At 63.4% G+C, this 16,721-nt stretch carries 16 protein-coding genes; 8 read left to right on the forward strand and 8 right to left on the reverse strand.

Annotated features, from left to right (window positions below; genetic code table 11):
- Nucleotides 1-67: 67 nt before the first annotated feature.
- The 3 genes from FJ974_RS00810 to FJ974_RS00820 all read right to left on the reverse strand — a co-directional run bounded on the left by FJ974_RS00810 (nt 68) and on the right by FJ974_RS00820 (nt 3,274).
- On the reverse strand, nt 68-1,660 hold the full coding sequence (locus FJ974_RS00810; RefSeq protein WP_140534643.1) for a peptide chain release factor 3: 1,593 nt from the start codon (nt 1,658-1,660) through the stop codon (nt 68-70).
- A gap of 100 nt (nt 1,661-1,760) precedes the next feature.
- Nucleotides 1,761-2,681, reverse strand: a complete 921-nt coding sequence (locus FJ974_RS00815) for a haloalkane dehalogenase (protein ID WP_140534640.1) — start codon at nt 2,679-2,681, stop codon at nt 1,761-1,763.
- Nucleotides 2,681-3,274, reverse strand: coding sequence for a TetR/AcrR family transcriptional regulator (locus FJ974_RS00820; protein ID WP_140534638.1), 594 nt, complete (start codon nt 3,272-3,274; stop codon nt 2,681-2,683). The genes FJ974_RS00815 and FJ974_RS00820 overlap by 1 nt, the downstream gene beginning before the upstream one ends.
- A gap of 114 nt (nt 3,275-3,388) precedes the next feature.
- On the opposite strand from FJ974_RS00820, the gene FJ974_RS00825 reads away from it, so the two are divergent.
- Nucleotides 3,389-4,456, forward strand: coding sequence for an NAD(P)/FAD-dependent oxidoreductase (locus FJ974_RS00825; RefSeq protein ID WP_140534635.1), 1,068 nt, complete (start codon nt 3,389-3,391; stop codon nt 4,454-4,456).
- Between the two features lie 32 nt (nt 4,457-4,488).
- On the opposite strand, the gene FJ974_RS00830 is transcribed toward FJ974_RS00825, so the two are convergent.
- Complete coding sequence (locus FJ974_RS00830; RefSeq protein WP_140534633.1) at nt 4,489-5,286, reverse strand: class II glutamine amidotransferase; 798 nt, start codon at nt 5,284-5,286, stop codon at nt 4,489-4,491.
- Between the two features lie 14 nt (nt 5,287-5,300).
- On the reverse strand, nt 5,301-5,555 hold the full coding sequence (locus tag FJ974_RS00835; protein WP_140534630.1) for a DUF6356 family protein: 255 nt from the start codon (nt 5,553-5,555) through the stop codon (nt 5,301-5,303).
- 115 nt (nt 5,556-5,670) lie between these two features.
- Between FJ974_RS00835 and FJ974_RS00840 the strand changes: the two genes are divergently transcribed.
- From FJ974_RS00840 to FJ974_RS00855, 4 genes are all read left to right on the forward strand, one after another.
- The gene (locus FJ974_RS00840) at nt 5,671-6,141 is read left to right on the forward strand and encodes an Lrp/AsnC family transcriptional regulator (RefSeq protein ID WP_140534627.1); all 471 of its coding nucleotides are present in this window, start codon (nt 5,671-5,673) and stop codon (nt 6,139-6,141) included.
- Between the two features lie 367 nt (nt 6,142-6,508).
- Nucleotides 6,509-6,994, forward strand: coding sequence for a dUTP diphosphatase (gene dut / locus FJ974_RS00845; RefSeq protein WP_140534625.1), 486 nt, complete (start codon nt 6,509-6,511; stop codon nt 6,992-6,994).
- Between the two features lie 162 nt (nt 6,995-7,156).
- On the forward strand, nt 7,157-7,816 hold the full coding sequence (locus FJ974_RS00850; RefSeq protein WP_140534622.1) for an HAD family hydrolase: 660 nt from the start codon (nt 7,157-7,159) through the stop codon (nt 7,814-7,816).
- Nucleotides 7,817-7,972: 156 nt separating this feature from the next.
- Entirely contained in the window at nt 7,973-8,779 is an 807-nt protein-coding gene (locus FJ974_RS00855) for an isocitrate lyase/PEP mutase family protein (RefSeq protein ID WP_140534619.1), read from the forward strand.
- On the opposite strand, the gene FJ974_RS00860 is transcribed toward FJ974_RS00855, so the two are convergent.
- On the reverse strand, nt 8,776-9,471 hold the full coding sequence (locus FJ974_RS00860) for a sulfate transporter family protein (RefSeq protein ID WP_140534697.1): 696 nt from the start codon (nt 9,469-9,471) through the stop codon (nt 8,776-8,778). The two genes, FJ974_RS00855 and FJ974_RS00860, sit on opposite strands and share 4 nt — an antisense overlap.
- 65 nt (nt 9,472-9,536) lie before the next feature.
- Nucleotides 9,537-10,439 (reverse strand): DMT family transporter, encoded by a 903-nt coding sequence (locus tag FJ974_RS00865; protein WP_140534617.1) that lies wholly within the window; start codon nt 10,437-10,439, stop codon nt 9,537-9,539.
- Between the two features lie 275 nt (nt 10,440-10,714).
- Here FJ974_RS00865 and FJ974_RS00870 point away from each other — a divergent pair, with 275 nt between their 5' ends.
- The 3 genes from FJ974_RS00870 to FJ974_RS00880 all read left to right on the forward strand — a co-directional run bounded on the left by FJ974_RS00870 (nt 10,715) and on the right by FJ974_RS00880 (nt 14,283).
- Nucleotides 10,715-11,707, forward strand: coding sequence for an adenosine kinase (locus FJ974_RS00870; protein ID WP_140534614.1), 993 nt, complete (start codon nt 10,715-10,717; stop codon nt 11,705-11,707).
- A gap of 335 nt (nt 11,708-12,042) precedes the next feature.
- Entirely contained in the window at nt 12,043-12,744 is a 702-nt protein-coding gene (locus FJ974_RS00875; protein ID WP_140534612.1) for a hypothetical protein, read from the forward strand.
- A gap of 375 nt (nt 12,745-13,119) precedes the next feature.
- Complete coding sequence (locus FJ974_RS00880) at nt 13,120-14,283, forward strand: porin (protein WP_140534609.1); 1,164 nt, start codon at nt 13,120-13,122, stop codon at nt 14,281-14,283.
- Between the two features lie 102 nt (nt 14,284-14,385).
- Here FJ974_RS00880 and FJ974_RS00885 read toward each other — a convergent pair whose 3' ends face one another.
- Entirely contained in the window at nt 14,386-16,665 is a 2,280-nt protein-coding gene (locus FJ974_RS00885; RefSeq protein WP_140534607.1) for an NADP-dependent malic enzyme, read from the reverse strand.
- Nucleotides 16,666-16,721 lie beyond the last annotated feature (56 nt).

Consider the following 16,721-nt stretch of genomic DNA (forward strand, 5'->3'; position numbering starts at 1 on the left):
GAACACCCCTCATCCGACCTCGCTTCGCGAGGCCACCTTCCCCCACAAGGGGGAAGGGAAAAACAGCTCACGCCGCCTTGTCGCGGACCTGATAGTCCTTAACCGCGGTGAAGCGGATCGCCTTCCAGCGCTCGGCTTCGTAGTTAAGCGAAAAGGCGTGCTGGGCGAGGAACACGGGATCGTTGTCGAGGTCGCGGGCGATGTCGCCGCGATGCGCCTCGATGAAGCGCTGCACCTCCGCCTTGTCGTCCGCCGAGATCCAGCGGCAGACGGAAAAGCGCGACATCTCGAAGTCCACCGGAAGCGTGTATTCGAAGTTCAGCCGCTCCTTCAGCACATCGAGCTGCAGGGCGCCGACGACGCCGACGATGGCCGGCGAGCCGTCCTCCGGCGAAAACAGCTGCACGACGCCTTCCTCGGCCATCTGGTGCAGCGCTTCCTTCAACTTCTTGGCCTTCATCGCGTCGCCGAGCCGGACGCGGCGCAGGATTTCCGGGGCAAAATTCGGCACGCCGCGAAACAAGATTTCCTCGCCCTCGGTCAGCGTGTCGCCGATGCGCAGCGTGCCGTGGTTGGGAATGCCGACGACGTCGCCGGCAAAGGCCTCGTCGGCGGTGACGCGGGTGCGTGCGAAGAAGAACTGCGGCGCCGAGAGCGACATCGGCTTGCCGGTGCGCACCAGCTTGGCCTTCATGCCGCGCTCCAGCTTGCCCGAGCAGACGCGGACGAAGGCGATGCGGTCGCGATGGTTGGGATCCATGTTGGCCTGGATCTTGAAGACGAAGGAGGTCATCTTGTCCTCGGTCGCCTCCACCATTCGCGCATCAGCGTCCTGCGCGCGCGGCGGCGGGCCGTAGGCGCCGAGCGCTTCGATCAGGTCGCGCACGCCGTAATTGCGCAGCGCCGAGCCGAAATAGACCGGTGTCAGATGGCCTTCGCGAAAAGCGTCGATGTCGAGCGGGCGGCAGGCCTCGCGCGCGAGCTCCAGCTCCTCGATGAAGGCCTCGCGCTCGTTTTCCGGCAGCAGGCCGGCGACGCGGTTGGAATCAGGACCGTTGACCGGCGTGCGCTCCCGCTCCGCATCGCGCTTGCGCACGGCGTTCAGCGCCAAATGATAGGTGCCGCAAAAGCTCTTGCCGCGGCCGATCGGCCAGGTGATGGGGGCGGTGTCGAGCGCCAGCTTCTGCTCGATCTCGTCGAGGATCTCGAACGGATCGCGGCTCTCGCGATCCATCTTGTTGACGAAGGTGATGATCGGGATGTCGCGCAGCCGGCAGACCTCGAACAGTTTCAGCGTGCGCGGCTCGATGCCCTTGGCGGCGTCGATGACCATGACGGCCGAATCCACCGCCGATAAGGTGCGGTAGGTGTCGTCGGCAAAATCCTCGTGGCCGGGCGTGTCGAGCAGGTTGAAGACATTGTCCTCATATTCGAAGGTCATCACCGAGGTGACGACCGAGATGCCGCGCTCGCGTTCGATCTTCATCCAGTCGGAGCGGGTCTGGATGCGATCCTTCTTGGCCTTTACCTCACCGGCAAGCTGGATGGCGCCGCCGAACAAAAGCAGCTTTTCGGTGAGCGTGGTCTTGCCGGCGTCGGGATGCGCGATGATCGCGAAAGTGCGGCGGCGCGCAACCTCTTCAGGTATGATTTCGGGCATTTCTCTTTTAAGGCGTTCCGTGTGACAGGCGGCGCTTCTACCAGCGCGGCGCCGGTCTGTCGACCTGCGGCGACGAACGCCTTGTGCCCGCGGCTCCGGCTCAGGCCGGTTCAGTCTCACCTTCCGCCCGGGCGATCTCAGGCAACCAACCGGCAACGGCCTTGCCGATCGTATCCGGATGGTCTTCCTGCAGATAATGGGCGCCTGGCCCCAGATCGATGAAGCGGCAGTTCTTCAGCGTCGACGCAAATTCCTTTGCCGCCTGCGGTGAAATCAGAGCGCCTGGATCGCCAGCGAAAAGCAATTTCGGATAGGTGGAGAGCCGCAGCGCCCGGTGGTCGTGCGCGCTGATTGCGGCGACATCGGCCGGCAGGCCCTCGATCGGCAGTTCCCTCGGCAGGCGCAGCGCCGGCTTGCGCGACTGCGGCGTCGGGAACGGCGCCCGGTAAGCATCCATTTCCTCCTCGCTCATCGACCGCAACACGGAGGCCGGCAGTACTTTCTCGACAAAGACGTTCTCCTCCAGCACCAGCTTCTCGCCGGCGCCCGGCGTGCGCAACGCCTTGAAGAGCTCGCGCGCCTGCGGACGCTGGTGGAAATCGTCCCAGCGCTCGAAGGGCCGGATGAATTCCATGAAAGCAAGTCCCAGAATGCGCCGCGGCCGTCGCGCGGCGAAATGGAACGCGAGCGCGGTGCCCCAGTCCTGGGCGACGATCGCCAGATCCTTGAGGTCGAGGGCGTCGATGAAGGCGTCGAGATAACGAACCTGATCGAAGAAGCGGTAGTCGATATCCGGCTTGCCCGACTGACCGTAACCGATCAGATCGGGCGCGATGCAGCGGCCGACCTGCGCGACATGCGGGATGATGTTGCGCCAGATGTAGGAGGAGGTCGGGTTGCCGTGCAGGAACAATATGGTCGGGCCATCCGATCCGGCCTCCAGATAGGACATGATTGAATCCAGTACCGCCACATGTGAACGCCGCAAGGCGGCCTGTTGTCCGTCGGTCGTCGCATTCATCACGCTGTCTCCTTCCCAAATACAGTGCTGAAGATGATTTTCTTGAACCGCTCGAGCGGTTCCGGGCTGCGCTCGACCTTCATGCGCAGCATTGCGCCCTGCCAGGACGACAGCAGGAAATCGGCAAGGTCCTCGGCATCGAATGTCCTGGATATCTCGCCTGCCGCCTGACCCTCCGCGATACAGGCTGCAAATGGCTGGCGCCAGCGCTCGAAAATATCGACCAGCCTGAGCCGGAGCGGCTCGCTGTGAACCGCCGTCTCGAGGCTGAGATTGCCGATCATGCAGCCGCGCGCCCAGTCATGAGCTTCGAGCTTGGAGGTGATGACGTCGAGATAGCGGCGCAGCCTGCCGACGGGCGGCGTGCCGTCCTGCGCCAGCGCATTTTCCACCAAGCCGCTAACATAGGCGAAGTAGCGTTCCAGCACTTCGCCGGCGAAGTCTTCCTTCGAGGCGAAATGGTTGGTGAAGGAACCCGGCCTGGCGCCGGCCGCCGCGACGATGTCGCGCACGCCGGCTGCGGTGTAGCCGGCATTCCAGATGGTCTGGAAGCCGGCCTCGAGAAGGTTTTCGCGGAGTGATTGTCTAGCCATGGCAATATAATACGTACGTACGTATTTATGTCAAGCGAGAAGTTTGCGTTGGCAAAAGCCCGCGCAGATGGCAGGTAAAAACGACCTCACCGACGAGAGGACTGAGAGGGCAGCGTGACAAAAGAAGTCATCGTCATCGGCGCCGGTATCATCGGTGCATCTATCGCTTGGCATCTGAGCAGAGCGGGTGCGCTGGTGACGGTGATTGCCGACAGCGGGGCCGGCGGTGTCGCCACACCCAATTCCTTCGCCTGGATCAATGCCAGTTGGGGTAACCCGGAAACCTATTTCCGGCTGCGTGTCCGCGCCATGGCCGAATGGAAACGGCTGGCGAAAGACCTGCCCGGCCTGCCGCTCGCATGGTGCGGCGGCCTGTGCTTCGACCTGCCGGCGGACAGGCTCGAGGCCTATGCGGCCGAGCATTCGGCCTGGGGCTACGGCATCGAGCGGGTCGGCCGCGAGCAGGCGGCGCTGATCGAGCCCAATCTCGCCGAGCTTCCGGATTTCGCAATGTATGTTGCCGAGGAAGGCGTGGCCGAGCCGGTCGCCGCCGCCAAGGCGCTGCTTGGCGATGCCGAACGGCGCGGGGCGCGGATCGTCACGGGGACCGTCGGTGCCCTGGCGATATCCGGCGATCGCGTCACCGGCGTGGTCGTGTCCGGAGAAGCAATTGCCGCCGACGAGGTCGTCGTCGCGGCAGGCGCCGGCGTTCCAGCCATCGCTGCAACGGCCGGCATCAAGCTGCCGATCGAAACGCCGCCGGGCCTGATCGTCCACTCGCGTCCATACGAAAAACTGCTCAACGGGCTGGTGCTGGGCGACCGGCTGCATATGCGGCAGACGGCGGAGGGCCGTATCATCGCCGGCTCGGATTTCGGCGGTGGCGATCCGGGCGTGGATGCAACCGCGACCGCGCGGGACCTGTTCGCGGCGACGAAGGCGATGCTGCGCGGCGCCGAGGGGCTGGAGCTCGATTTCCATACCGTCGGCTACCGGCCGACTCCGATCGATGGTTTCCCGATCATCGGCCGCGCCGAAGGTGTTGACGGTCTTTATATCGCCGTCACACATTCAGGCGTCACGCTGGCGCCCGCTGTCGGGCTGTTTGCCACCCGCGAGATCCTCGATGGCGAACGCGATGCGCTGCTTGCGCCCTATGGGCTGGGGCGGTTTGCTCAGTAGCCGGCGGGCAACCCCGACCGGGACGCGCTTGATCAGCCGACCAGCGCCAGCTTCGCCGCTGCCGGAGCAAACGGGCGGATGCTGGTGGCGTCCCCGGACATGGTGACGAAGCTCGACGGCGGGATCGCCTGCCACTCGCCGCCGTCGCGGTCGAAGGGTTCCGACACGATGCAGCGGCCGCCATTGCGGAAGACGGAGGTGTAAAGCGTCGGCGCATGATGGTCGGTAGCATAGCGCACGGCGTAGAGCGCCTGTCCGTCGGAGAAGGCGGCGGTGAGTCTCAGGGCGGGCTCGAGCCCGGCGCGGCGGGAGGCTTCCAGCACGCGGCTGGTGGCGCGCGCAACTGCGCCTTGCGGGTCGCTCGCCAAATCCTCGTCGATCATCAGCAGGAAAAACAATTCGGAATCGGTGGTGCCCTCGCGCAGGTCGAAAACTTCGTCGGAGAGCGAGTTTTCCAGGGCGCGGCGGATTTTTTCGAAGCCGCCGATCTGGCCGTTGTGCATGAACGACCAGCGGCTGGAGATGAAGGGATGGCAGTTCATGCGGCTGGTGGCGCCGCCGGTCGAGGCGCGCACATGGGCGAGGAACAGGCCGGATTTGATCTGCCGGCACAGGCTCTTCAGATTGGGATCCGACCAGGCCGGCAGGATGTCGCGATAGAGGCCGGGCTCCGGCCGGTCGCCGTACCAGGCAAGACCGAAGCCGTCGCCATTGGTCGGCGACTTGGCTTCCTGGGCGCAATGGCTCTGGGCGATCAGCGAATGGCAGGGCGCGGTGATGATGTCTTCGAGGAAGACCGCTTCACCAAAATAGGCCGCCCACCGGCACATCGCTTCTTCCGTTGCTAGGCGCGATCCATCAGGGCCCGAGGCTCCTTGACCGCATGTGAGCCTCTGTTGTGCGTGCGCTCATAGAGCTCGCGGACGATTCGGCTGGCCGTAGTCTCGAACAGAAATGGCAAGAAAGCATGAACGAGCGCGGCGCCCGCGGCCATCGACAGGCGGGAACAGAACCAGGCGGCAAAGGCCATATGGCTGAAATAGGTCTCGCCCACCTTGGCCGGGTGAGAGGTGAAGAGCGAAGCAAACCGTGTCGTCATGGTGATCCCTCCTGCCGGGATGAGCCCCGATGCTGAGTATCCTGCCACGGACCGAAGGTTCATTGGTCTCAAATTGTCCTTGTATCGCGCCATTTTTTGGGACATTTATCCCAACATGACGCTGGAAATCGATGAAATCGACCGAAGATTATTGGCAGAACTCCAGCGCGACGGCACACTGTCGGTCGACCAGCTGTCGGAGCGGGTAGCGCTGTCGCGCAACGCCTGCTGGCGGCGGGTCAAGCGGCTGGAGGAGGACGGGGTCATCACCGGACGGGTGGCGCTGGTCGATGCCGACAAGCTGGGGCTGGGGCTGTCGGTGTTCATCCTGATCCGCACCTCCAACCACGATCCGGACTGGCTGCAGAAATTCCGCGCCGCGGTGACCGTGTTTCCGGAGATCACCGGAGTCTATCGCATGTCCGGCGATCTCGATTATGTGGTGCGCGCCCGCGTCGCCGACGTAAAGGCCTATGACCGGCTCTACCAGCGGCTGATCGCCAAGGTGGCACTGTCGGACGTCTCGGCTTCCTTCGTTATGGAGGAGATCAAGGAGACGACGGTGGTGCCGGTGGAGCTGCGCTGAGGCAGCCACGGCCTCCCAACTTCGTCATCCTCGGGCGGAGCAACGCGTAGCGGAGCGCAGACCCGAGGATCCATTCTGTTACCTCGACCGTAGAATGCAGCGGAGCAGAATTCTGGATCGTCGCGACGCTTCCCAGTCACGGAATGGATCCTCGGGTCTACGCGCGTCGCTTCGCTCCTTGCTCCGCCCGTGGATGACGACGTGATGGGCGTTCTCGCCAATCGCCAAGTGGGCATTCCACCAGCGCAGCACCTTGTTGACACGTCTTCGCTTGAAAGCAAGGTCATCGTGACGCCTCAAAGAAAGCGTTGGATACCGTCACGGTCGAGTTGACCGAATCGGCATTCGCGACGATAGGAGTGGGCTCATGCGCACAGCTGTCTATCCCTCCTCCGTCATCGGCCCCCCCGTCGGTTTCGTCAGGCTTCCGCATGGCGAGGGCCTGCCGCTGCCGGCCTATGAAAGCGCCGGCGCCGCCGGCATGGATTTGCGCGCCGCGGTGCCGGACGATCGGCCACTGCTGATCCTACCGGGAAAACGCGCGCTGGTGCCAACCGGATTGATCCTGGAAATCCCGGAAGGCATGGAAGGCCAGGTCCGGCCGCGCTCCGGCCTTGCCTTCAAGCATGGGCTTACCGTCCTCAACACGCCCGGCACCATCGACAGCGACTATCGCGGCGAGGTGAAGGTGCTTTTGATCAACCTCGGCGATGAGGATTTCGCGGTGACGCGCGGCATGCGCATCGCCCAGATCGTCTTTGCCGCGGTGACGCAGGTCGCCAGCGAAGAGCGATCACTGACTGGCGGGACCGCGCGAGGTTCCGGCGGATTCGGGTCGACCGGCACCGCTTGATGGCTGGGCATTGTTTCAGTCATATTGAACCATTCTGGTGGGTGAATTCGGGCCAAATCCTTCGGCCTTCGGACTTGGCCGTGCCACCAGCACGGCCTGCGCCGAAGGTCTCGACCTTGGCCCAAATTCCCTCCGCCAGAATGGTGCAATATGACTGAAACAATGTCCCTTCCCAAACTCGTCATCTTCGATTGCGACGGAGTCCTGGTCGACACCGAGAATCTGGCTAACCGGCGTCTCGCCGAATGGCTCAAGGCTGCCGGCTTTGCCACCACTTTCGAATATTGCCGCAAGCATTTCTCCGGCCGCAGCATGATCTCGGTGCAGAAGGAGATCGAAGAGGCGACGGCTGTCAGGCTGGGCCCAGACTTCGTCGAGCGCTGGAATGCCGGTCTGCCGGATTTGTTCGCGCATGGGGTCGAGGCGATCCCCCATGCGCGCGACTTCATCGAGAAGCTGCGCGCCGCCGGCATCGCCTATTGCGTCGCCTCCTCGGCGCGCGTCTCGAAGATGCACATCACGCTCGGCCAGACCGGGCTGCTGCCACTGTTCGAGCATGCCATGTTCTCTTCGACCATGGTCGCGCACGGCAAGCCGTTTCCCGACCTATTCCTCCATGCCGCAAAGACTATGGGCTTCGCGCCGGCCGACTGCATCGTCATCGAGGACAGCGTCGCCGGCACCGAGGCCGGCATGGCCGCCGGCATGCGCGTCTTCTCCTATCATGCCGATCCCTATTCCGACCGCGACGGGCTGGCGGAAGCCGGCGGCATCCTGTTCGACGACATGCGCGATCTGGCCGGACTGGTGCCGATCCAATAGGCTGGTTTGGGTTGGCTGACCGACTGGCTCTCCAAGACACTCACGAATTGTCAGCAGAGAACGTAAAACGTTTCTGAACCAACCGCATTCGTTTGCCCGGCCCCGGCTGGCGCGATAAATTCCCCCGACAATTCCGATCATGATCGAGGACCCGCCATGGACAAAGGCAAGATCTTTCGCGACCTGCATGCCTCCACCTTCGTCATGCCCAATCCCTGGGATGTCGGCACGACCAAGCTTCTTTCCTCCTTCGGCTTCAAGGCGCTGGCGACGACCAGCGCAGGCTTTGCCTTCTCGCGCGGCCTGCCCGACGGCGGCGTGACGTTCGAGGCGATGATCCACCACTGCCGCGAAGTGACGGCGGCAACCGACCTGCCGGTTTCGGCCGACCTCGAGCGCGGCAAGGGCGACAGTCCCGAACAGGCCGCCGAAACCATCTTCGCGGCGGAAGCCGCCGGCCTTGCCGGCTGCTCGATCGAGGATCACACCGGCGACCCGGACAACCCGATCTACGAATTCTCGCATGCGGTCGAACGGGTCGCCGCGGCCGCCGAGGCGGCGCGGGCGCTGAAGCACGATTTCGTCTTCACCGCGCGGGCCGAGAATTTCCTCTGGGGCAAGACCGACCTCGACGACACGATCAAGCGCCTGCAGGCTTTCGAGAACGCCGGCGCGGACGTGCTCTATGCGCCGGGCATCAGCGATATCGAAATGGTGCGCACGATCTGCTCGTCAGTTGGCAAGCCGGTCAATGTCATGGCGCGGCCGGGCTTCACCACCGCCGACCTCGCCATGGCCGGGGTAAAACGCATCTCGCTCGGACCGTGGCTGACGAATTTCGCCTACGGCATGCTGGAGACGGCGGCGCGCGAGATCCAGCAGGACGGCACCTTCGGCTTCACCCGCGCGGCGATGCCGTTCGGCAAGCTGCAGGCGCTGTTCCGTGGCGGCGGCACCGACTAAACGGGCTCCTTCGCCGAAACCGCCTTGTGCAGATGCACCATCATGGCGGCGGCGAAGAGCGGCGTCAGCAGGTTGAGCAGCGGCACGGCTAGCAGGGCGGCGATGAGCAACCCGGCCAGGAACACCGTGCCGGCATATTTCCGGCGCAGCGCCTTGGCCTCCGCCTCCGGGCGGAACCGCATGGCGGCGAATTCGAAGAATTCGCGCCCGAGCAGATAGCCGTTGACGATGAAGAAGGCGGCGATGTTGATGCCCGGCACCAGCAAGAGCAGCAAGGCGACGATATTGCCCAAAATGACGACGCCGAAGAATTTTATCGCCAGCGCCAGCGAATGCAGCGCCGGCACGGCGCGGCCTGGCGGATCATCTGGGTAGTCGGTGCGCTCGACCACCTCGGCGATATCGTCGAGAAAGAGGCCGGCGACGATCGCCGTGGCCGGCGCGACGAGCAGTGCCATGCCCATCGCCAGGAGGATGCCGGCGATGATCGCGCCCAATAATCCGGCCCAGGACGGCAGGCCGGGCAGCAGCGCATCAAGCCACGGCCAGGCCAGCCATTCGAGCAGGCTCTCGAGAGCGAACCACAGCGCCACCAGGGCCAACAATGTCAGCCCCAGCGTCTTCAGGAACACGGTGCGGAATTCGGGCGAAAACAGCCGGCTGGCGGCGGCGCGGGCGGCGTCGAGAATCACGGCGTCCTCAAAACCCATTCGAGAAAAGACGCTTCCGAGATAAGCGGGCTTGATGAGCAGCGCAACTATTGCGCAAGCCTGGCCTGGCGGGCCGGAATGGTCATGGCCGCGACGCCGGCGACGACGAAGGCCATGCCGAGCCAGGCCGTCGGGCCGAGACTCTCGCCGAGGAAGAGGGCGCCGATGCCGACCCCGATCGGCACGCGCAGATAGGCCTGCGAGGTGGTGCCGACCGAGCCCAGCGTGTGGATGAGGCGGAAGAAGATTGAGAAGGCGAGAGCGGTGGAGAAGACCGAAAGCCCAAGCAGCGCCAGGATCGACGCCGTCGATGGCGACAATGTCCACGGCCGGTCGAAGACAAGGCTCAAGGGTATCAGGATCGCTGCGCCGCAGATCATCGAGCCGGCCGCCGGCACCATCGGGTCGAGACCGCGGAAATTGCGCCCGAAAATGGCGGCACCTGCATAGCATATGGTGGCCGCGACGACCGCAAGCTGCGCCCAAAGCTGATGACCGATGCCGCCAAGCGCTTGCGCGCCGACGATGAGGCATATGCCGGCGATGCCGGCGCCGACGCCGACCAGCTTGCGCGTCGTCACCGGCTCATGGCGAGTGATCAGCGCCGTCAGCAGGAAGGTGAAGATCGGCGACGTCGCGTTGAGGATGGTGGCAAGGCCGGCATCGATCGAGCGCTCGGCGGCGGCAATCAGCGTGAATGGCACGACGCTGTTCATGCAGGCCTGAAACATGAACCGGCGCCAGTGCACCGCATCCCAAGGCATGGCAAGGCCGCGCCAGCGGATGACTGCAAGCAGAATGCCGCCTGCGATCAAGGTGCGCCCGGCGATGAAGGTCACCGGCGGGATCGTTTCGACGCCGATCTTGATGAAGGTATAGGACGCGCCCCACAGCACCGCCAGCACCGCAAGCAGCGCCAGTTCAGTGGCCATGTCGGTCTTTGCGGGCATTGGTGTGGTTCGCGCCTCGGTTTCTGCCGGATCATCCGCTTCTAATCCACAATGAAGCGGGATGTTTCGGCCAAGGTCCAACCATAGCGGTCGTTGCTGCAGTCGATATGGTCCAGTTCGATCCGATCGATGCCGCAGCCGGCGAACAATCGCGACCGAGGTCGGCGCTGGGCAAAACGGCACCGATTTTCGGGGTATGCAAAGCGTCGGCAACTCGCTAGACCCGCGCCCGGCCGGCATGGCAGAAAGCCGGCAGTTTTTTGGCGGAGATATTGATGCCGGAATACGACGTGCTTTGCATCGGCAACGCCATTGTCGACATCATCGCCCAGTGCGACGAGGAATTTCTCGAGACCAACGGCATCATCAAGGGCGCGATGAACCTGATCGACGGCAGGCGCGCCGATCTGCTCTACAGCCGCATGGGGCCGGCGATCGAGGCTTCGGGCGGCAGCGCCGGCAACACGGCGGCGGGCGTTGCCAGCTTCGGCGGCCGCGCCGCCTTCTTCGGCAAGGTGTCGAACGATGCGCTCGGCGAAATCTATGCCCACGACATCCATGCCCAGGGCGTAGCTTTCGACACCAGACCGCTCGACGGCGAGCCGCCGACGGCGCGCTCGATGATCTTCGTCACGCCGGACGGCGAGCGCTCGATGAACACCTATCTCGGCGCCTGCGTCGAGCTCGGCCCGGAAGACGTCGAGGCCGACAAGGCCGCTGGCGCCAAGGTCACCTATTTCGAGGGATATCTGTGGGATCCGCCGCGCGCCAAGGAAGCGATCCGCCAGACCGCGAAGCTGGCGCATGCCGCCGGCCGCGAAGTGTCGATGACGCTGTCGGATTCCTTCTGCATCGACCGCTATCGCGACGAGTTCCTCGAGCTGATGCGTTCGGGCACCGTCGACATCGTGTTCGCCAACAGCCACGAGATCAAGTCGCTCTACCAGACCGCTTCATTCGAAGATGCGCTGGCGGCCATCCGCAAGGATTGCAAGATCGCCGCCGTCACCCGCTCGGAAAAGGGCTCGGTGATCGTGCGCGGCGACGAGACCGTCGTCGTCAAGGCGACGACGATCAACGAACTGGTCGACACCACCGGCGCCGGCGACCTCTATGCCGCCGGCTTCCTCTTTGGTTACACCGCCGGGCGCAGCCTCAAGGATTGCGGCGATCTCGGCTCGTTGGCGGCCGGGCTGGTGATCCAGCAGATCGGCCCACGCCCGCGACAGAATCTGCGCCGCGAGGCCGAACAGGCGGGGCTGCTTTAGATCGGTTCAGCGTCTCACTGAAACGTCGAGCCAATCCATCTTTGAGGACGGAAACGGTTTCACACTTTTCTGGAGTTGCTTTGGGTCCCCTTGCGTCACCACCGGCAGGCTCCAAAGGAGGCCATCTGTCGCGTGGCTGTCATGGAGCGCTCCTACACGAAAACTTGGGGGCCCTATGACTGACATTTCGGGGCCAGCATTTGGGGTGTCTAAAATGCACGACAGCAACCTGCCGGGTGGCTGCATCTTTTGCCGTTGCGCATTCCACTTCCCGCCATAGCCGTACAACAACCGGCCGCAGTTGGGGAGGAGCGCGCGGCCCGCAAGACAGATGCATGACCAGATTTCAGAATCCGACGGATGGAATTTCCCAAGAGGCCTTGGCAGGCCTGATCGCCGAGGCGGTGCAACAGGCATTGACGCAGCATGGCGTCGTGCTGGATGCGCAGGCCCTGGTTTCGGCCGGCGCGATTGCCGGCGCCGTTGCCGCTGCCCTTCCCTTCCTGCCGCAGGCACAGCGGCTGGAGATCGGCTCGTTCAAGGGCGAATGGACCGCTCTCGCCTCCGATTTGCTCCGCACGGCGGCTGACAGGATCGCGCGTGGCACTATCGATGCCGGCAGCGCCGGCGAAACTCCGGCAGCCCGGACCGGGAAGCCCGCGTTTCAGCTCCTGGCCGAGCAGGCTCCCGACCTCCAATCAATGCTGATCGAGGACTGGGCGGGCGAGGTTGCCGGCTCGACCTATCTGGAGGAAAACTTCCGCATCCCACGCTCGACATTGCATCGCTGGCAAAGGCGGGGCGAAGTCGTTGCGCTTCGCAAGGGCGGCCGCAAGCATGTCTTCCCGCTGGCCCAGTTCGTCGATGGCAGGCCGGCTCCAGGCATAAGCGAGGTGCTGTCGGCGATCGCCAACCCGAGGCTGGCATGGTTCTGGCTGATCCGTCCTTCACTGGAGCTCGATGGCCGCATCCCCATCGAAATGCTCAGGCAGGACATGGTCGAAGAGGTGGTCCGGGTCGCCCGCGCCTTCTCTTAACATGCTGATTTTCGGACGGCTGCAATTCTTCACCATCAAGGCCTGAAACATTAGCCGGCTATAGAACCGTCATAAAACTGCAATAAATGGGACGTTTGGCACAGTTGTAAGCTTATTTTCCGTATCTATTGTATAGATTGTGCCATATGTCCCATTCTTTCAAATATGTGACGTGATATTTACGCAACAAGACTTTTTGAAGAGTTCAAAAGCCGCTTTCCAGACACAATCTCTGTTGTATGGCGCCGCCAATTAGGTCATGTCGAAGGCGAAAAAGCGGCGCCGGTGCGCGACTTTTTCACGATGGGGACGGGGATGGCAAAGCCGAATGGCAGTCCAGGCCTGTCTTGAACCTTTGACTGGAGATTCAAGAAAATGAATATCAAGAGCCTTCTTCTCGGCTCCGCTGCGGCTCTGATCGCAGTTTCCGGCGCCCGCGCCGCCGATGCGGTCGTCGTCGCCGAGCCGGAACCGGCCGAATACGTCAAGATCTGCGACGTTTACGGCGCGGGTTACTTCTACATCCCCGGCACCGAGACCTGCCTGCGCGTCGGCGGCTATATCCGCTATGACGCCGGCTTCGGCGACGTCGGCACTTTCGACGGCCGCAAGACCACCGACGTTCAGGACGGCGACTCGCAGAACAGCTGGAACAAGAACGCCCGTTTTAACCTGAAGACTTGGACCGGCCAGGAGACCGAGCTCGGCACGTTGAAGACCTATACCGAGACGCGTTTCAACTTCAAGAATGGTGGCCCGACGAGCACGCCAACGCTGAACTTCGCGTGGATCCAGCTCGGCGGGCTGCGCGTCGGCAAGGACGAGACGCCTTATGACTCGTTCATCGGCTATGCCGGCAACGTCATCCAGGACACGACCATCCCGTACGGCATAAAGGACACCAATGTCGTCAGCTACTACTTCGATGCTGGCAGCGGCTTCTCGGGCGTGATCTCCCTTGAAGAAGGATCGGACGTTACAGGTCTTGTTACCGGCACGGGTACGGGCGTTATCGCAGGCACGATCGACAGCTACGTTCCGCATGTCGTCGGCGGTCTGAAGTATAAGGGCGACTGGGGTGCGATCACCGGTGTCGTTGCCTATGACAGCAACTACGAAGAAGTGGCCGGCAAGGTTCGCCTGGATGTCAATGTCACCAAGGAACTGACGCTGTTCATCATGGGCGGCTACGGTACGGACGATAACTTCCGCGACGCGGGTAACGCCATCAACACCCATGGCCGCGGCTTCTACAAGCCGTGGGGCGGCAACTGGGCTGTCTGGGGTGGCGGCACCTACAAGTTCGACGCCAAGACTTCGTTCAACCTCCAGGCTTCGGCTGACGACGACAAGAACTACGCCGTGGCTGCGAACATCGCCTACAGCATCGTTCCGGGCTTCACGATCACAGGCGAAGTTGATTGGGATCATTTCGGCAGGTTTGACGATGGGATCGGTGACACCAATGTCGTCGACTGGACCAAGGCCGACAAGAAGAACAGCGTCGGCGGCATCGTTCGCTTCCAGCGCAATTTCTGATCGGACTGGCGATCTCAGGGAAGGCTCGCGGCATCGCCGCGGGCCTTTTCCAATTCCAAACGTTGGCGATGTGGGCAAACGCCTCGTCAGCAAACGCCTTCGTCAGTTGCCCGCCGTATAAGCTGCAATTGCCGCCATATTGACGATGTCCGAGTCCTTGGCATTCAGCGAAACGATCTGTACCGGCTTGTTCAGGCCGACCAGCAGCGGGCCGATGACTGTCGAGCCGCCAAGCTCCTGCAGCATCTTGGTTGAGATCGACGCCGAGTGGAACGCCGGCATGATCAGCACGTTGGCCGGGCCGGTGAGCCTTATGAATGGATACTGCGCCATGGCGCGCGCATTGAGCGCCACATCGGCAGCCATCTCGCCGTCATACTCGAAATCGACGCGGCGCTTGTCGAGGATGCGCACCGCCTCCTGCACACGCTCGGAACGCTCGCCCTGCGGGTGGCCGAAGGTGGAATAGGCGAGCATGGCAATCCTCGGCTCATAGCCCATGCGGCGGGCAAAGCCGGCCGCCTCCTCGGCAATGTCGGCGATCTGCTCGGCGTTCGGCATGTCGTGCACGGCGGTGTCGGCCACGAGAACCGTCTTGCCCCGCGCGAGCACGATCGAGACGCCGATGACGCGGTGGCCTGGCTTGGCGTCGATGATGCGGCGCACGTCGTCGAGCGCGGTGGAATAGTTGCGGGTCACACCGGTGACGATGCCGTCGGCATCGCCCAGCGCCACCATGCAGGCGGCGAAATGGTTGCGGTCGTTGTTGATCAGGCGCTGGCAGTCGCGGAACAGGAAGCCCTTCCGCTGCATGCGCTCGTAGAGATAATCGGTGTATATGCCGTTGCGGCGCGACAGCCTGGCATTGATGATTTCGAGGCCCTGCTTGTCGAGATCGATGCCGGCATGCCTGGCGTTCTCCTTGATGACGTCGTCGCGGCCGAGCAGGATCGCCGTGCCGAGCTTCTGGTTCACATAGGAGACGGCGGCGCGCATCACCTGCTCCTCCTCGCCCTCGGCGAAGACGATGCGCTTGGGCTGGCGGCGCACGCGGTCGTAGATGCGCTGCAAGGTCGACGCGATCGGGTCGCGGCGGGCGGATAGTTCCTGCGCATAGCGGTCGAGGTCGAGGATCGGCTTGCGGGCGACGCCGCTGTCCATCGCGGCTTTCGCCACGGCAAGCGGGATGGCCGAGATCAGGCGCGGATCGAAAGGCACCGGGATGATGTAGTTGGGGCCGAATCTCGGCCGGTTGCCCTGATAGGCGGCGGCGACATCGTCGGGCACGTCCTGGCGCGCAAGTGCTGCGAGCGCCTGGGCGGCGGCGATTTTCATCTCGTCGTTGATGGTGGTGGCCCGGACATCCAGCGCGCCGCGGAAAATGTAGGGGAAGCCGAGCACATTGTTGACCTGGTTCGGATAGTCGGAGCGGCCGGTGGCCATGATGGCGTCGGTGCGGATCTCGGCCACCTCCTCCGGCGTGATCTCCGGATCGGGATTGGCCATGGCGAAGATGATCGGGTTTCTGGCCATCGACTGCACCATGGCGGTGGTCAGCGTGCCCTTGGCGGACAGGCCGAGGAAGACATCGGCGCCGTCCAGCGCCTCGGCCAGGCTGCGCGCCTCGGTCTTGACCGCATGCGCCGACTTCCACTGGTTCATGCCTTCGGTGCGGCCCTGGAAAACCACTCCCTTGGTATCGCACAAAATGATGTTTTCGGGCGCAAAGCCCATCGCCTTCATCAATTCGATGCAGGCGATGCCGGCGGCGCCCGCGCCGTTGCAGACCATCCTGGTGGTCTTCATGTCGCGGCCGGTGATCTCCAGCGCGTTGATCAGCCCGGCGGCCGAGATGATGGCGGTGCCGTGCTGGTCGTCATGAAAGACCGGAATGTCCATCAGCTCGCGCAGGCGCTGCTCGATAATGAAACATTCCGGCGCCTTGATGTCCTCGAGGTTGATGCCGCCGAAGGAAGGGCCGAGAAAGCGCACGCAATTGATGAACTCATCGGCATCCTCGGTCGCCACTTCGAGGTCGATCGAATCGACATCGGCGAAGCGCTTGAACAGTACCGCCTTGCCTTCCATGACCGGCTTGGAGGCGAGCGCACCGAGATTGCCGAGGCCGAGAATGGCGGTGCCGTTGGAGATGACCGCCACCATGTTGCCGCGCGCCGTATAATCGAAGGCGCGGCTCGGGTCCTCGGCGATGGCGCGCACCGGAACGGCGACGCCCGGCGAATAGGCGAGGCTCAAATCGCGCTGCGTGGCCATCGGCTTGGTGGCGACGATTTCAAGCTTGCCGGGCCGCCCCATGGCATGGAATTCGAGCGCCTCCTGCGCGCTGACGGAGGGCCCGCTGCTTTCGGTTTTCCTGGCCATGATGCTTTTGATTTCCTCACCGGTGCGGCACCGCTTGGGACGGGTGCTTTCTTATG

The organism is Mesorhizobium sp. B1-1-8, assembly GCF_006442795.2.
In the GTDB taxonomy this organism is placed as follows: domain Bacteria; phylum Pseudomonadota; class Alphaproteobacteria; order Rhizobiales; family Rhizobiaceae; genus Mesorhizobium.

Excerpts from the sequence above, each read along its gene's own strand:
- FJ974_RS00810 (WP_140534643.1), bottom strand. The coding sequence starts at position 1,660 with ATGCCCGAAATCATACCTGAAGAGGTTGCGCGCCGCCGCACTTTCGCG.
- FJ974_RS00815 (WP_140534640.1), bottom strand. The coding sequence starts at position 2,681 with ATGAATGCGACGACCGACGGACAACAGGCCGCCTTGCGGCGTTCACAT.
- FJ974_RS00820 (WP_140534638.1), bottom strand. The coding sequence starts at position 3,274 with ATGGCTAGACAATCACTCCGCGAAAACCTTCTCGAGGCCGGCTTCCAG.
- FJ974_RS00830 (WP_140534633.1), bottom strand. The coding sequence starts at position 5,286 with ATGTGCCGGTGGGCGGCCTATTTTGGTGAAGCGGTCTTCCTCGAAGAC.
- FJ974_RS00835 (WP_140534630.1), bottom strand. The coding sequence starts at position 5,555 with ATGACGACACGGTTTGCTTCGCTCTTCACCTCTCACCCGGCCAAGGTG.
- FJ974_RS00840 (WP_140534627.1), top strand. The coding sequence starts at position 5,671 with ATGACGCTGGAAATCGATGAAATCGACCGAAGATTATTGGCAGAACTC.
- dut (WP_140534625.1), top strand. The coding sequence starts at position 6,509 with ATGCGCACAGCTGTCTATCCCTCCTCCGTCATCGGCCCCCCCGTCGGT.
- FJ974_RS00850 (WP_140534622.1), top strand. The coding sequence starts at position 7,157 with ATGTCCCTTCCCAAACTCGTCATCTTCGATTGCGACGGAGTCCTGGTC.
- FJ974_RS00855 (WP_140534619.1), top strand. The coding sequence starts at position 7,973 with ATGGACAAAGGCAAGATCTTTCGCGACCTGCATGCCTCCACCTTCGTC.
- FJ974_RS00865 (WP_140534617.1), bottom strand. The coding sequence starts at position 10,439 with ATGCCCGCAAAGACCGACATGGCCACTGAACTGGCGCTGCTTGCGGTG.
- FJ974_RS00870 (WP_140534614.1), top strand. The coding sequence starts at position 10,715 with ATGCCGGAATACGACGTGCTTTGCATCGGCAACGCCATTGTCGACATC.
- FJ974_RS00875 (WP_140534612.1), top strand. The coding sequence starts at position 12,043 with ATGACCAGATTTCAGAATCCGACGGATGGAATTTCCCAAGAGGCCTTG.
- FJ974_RS00880 (WP_140534609.1), top strand. The coding sequence starts at position 13,120 with ATGAATATCAAGAGCCTTCTTCTCGGCTCCGCTGCGGCTCTGATCGCA.
- FJ974_RS00885 (WP_140534607.1), bottom strand. The coding sequence starts at position 16,665 with ATGGCCAGGAAAACCGAAAGCAGCGGGCCCTCCGTCAGCGCGCAGGAG.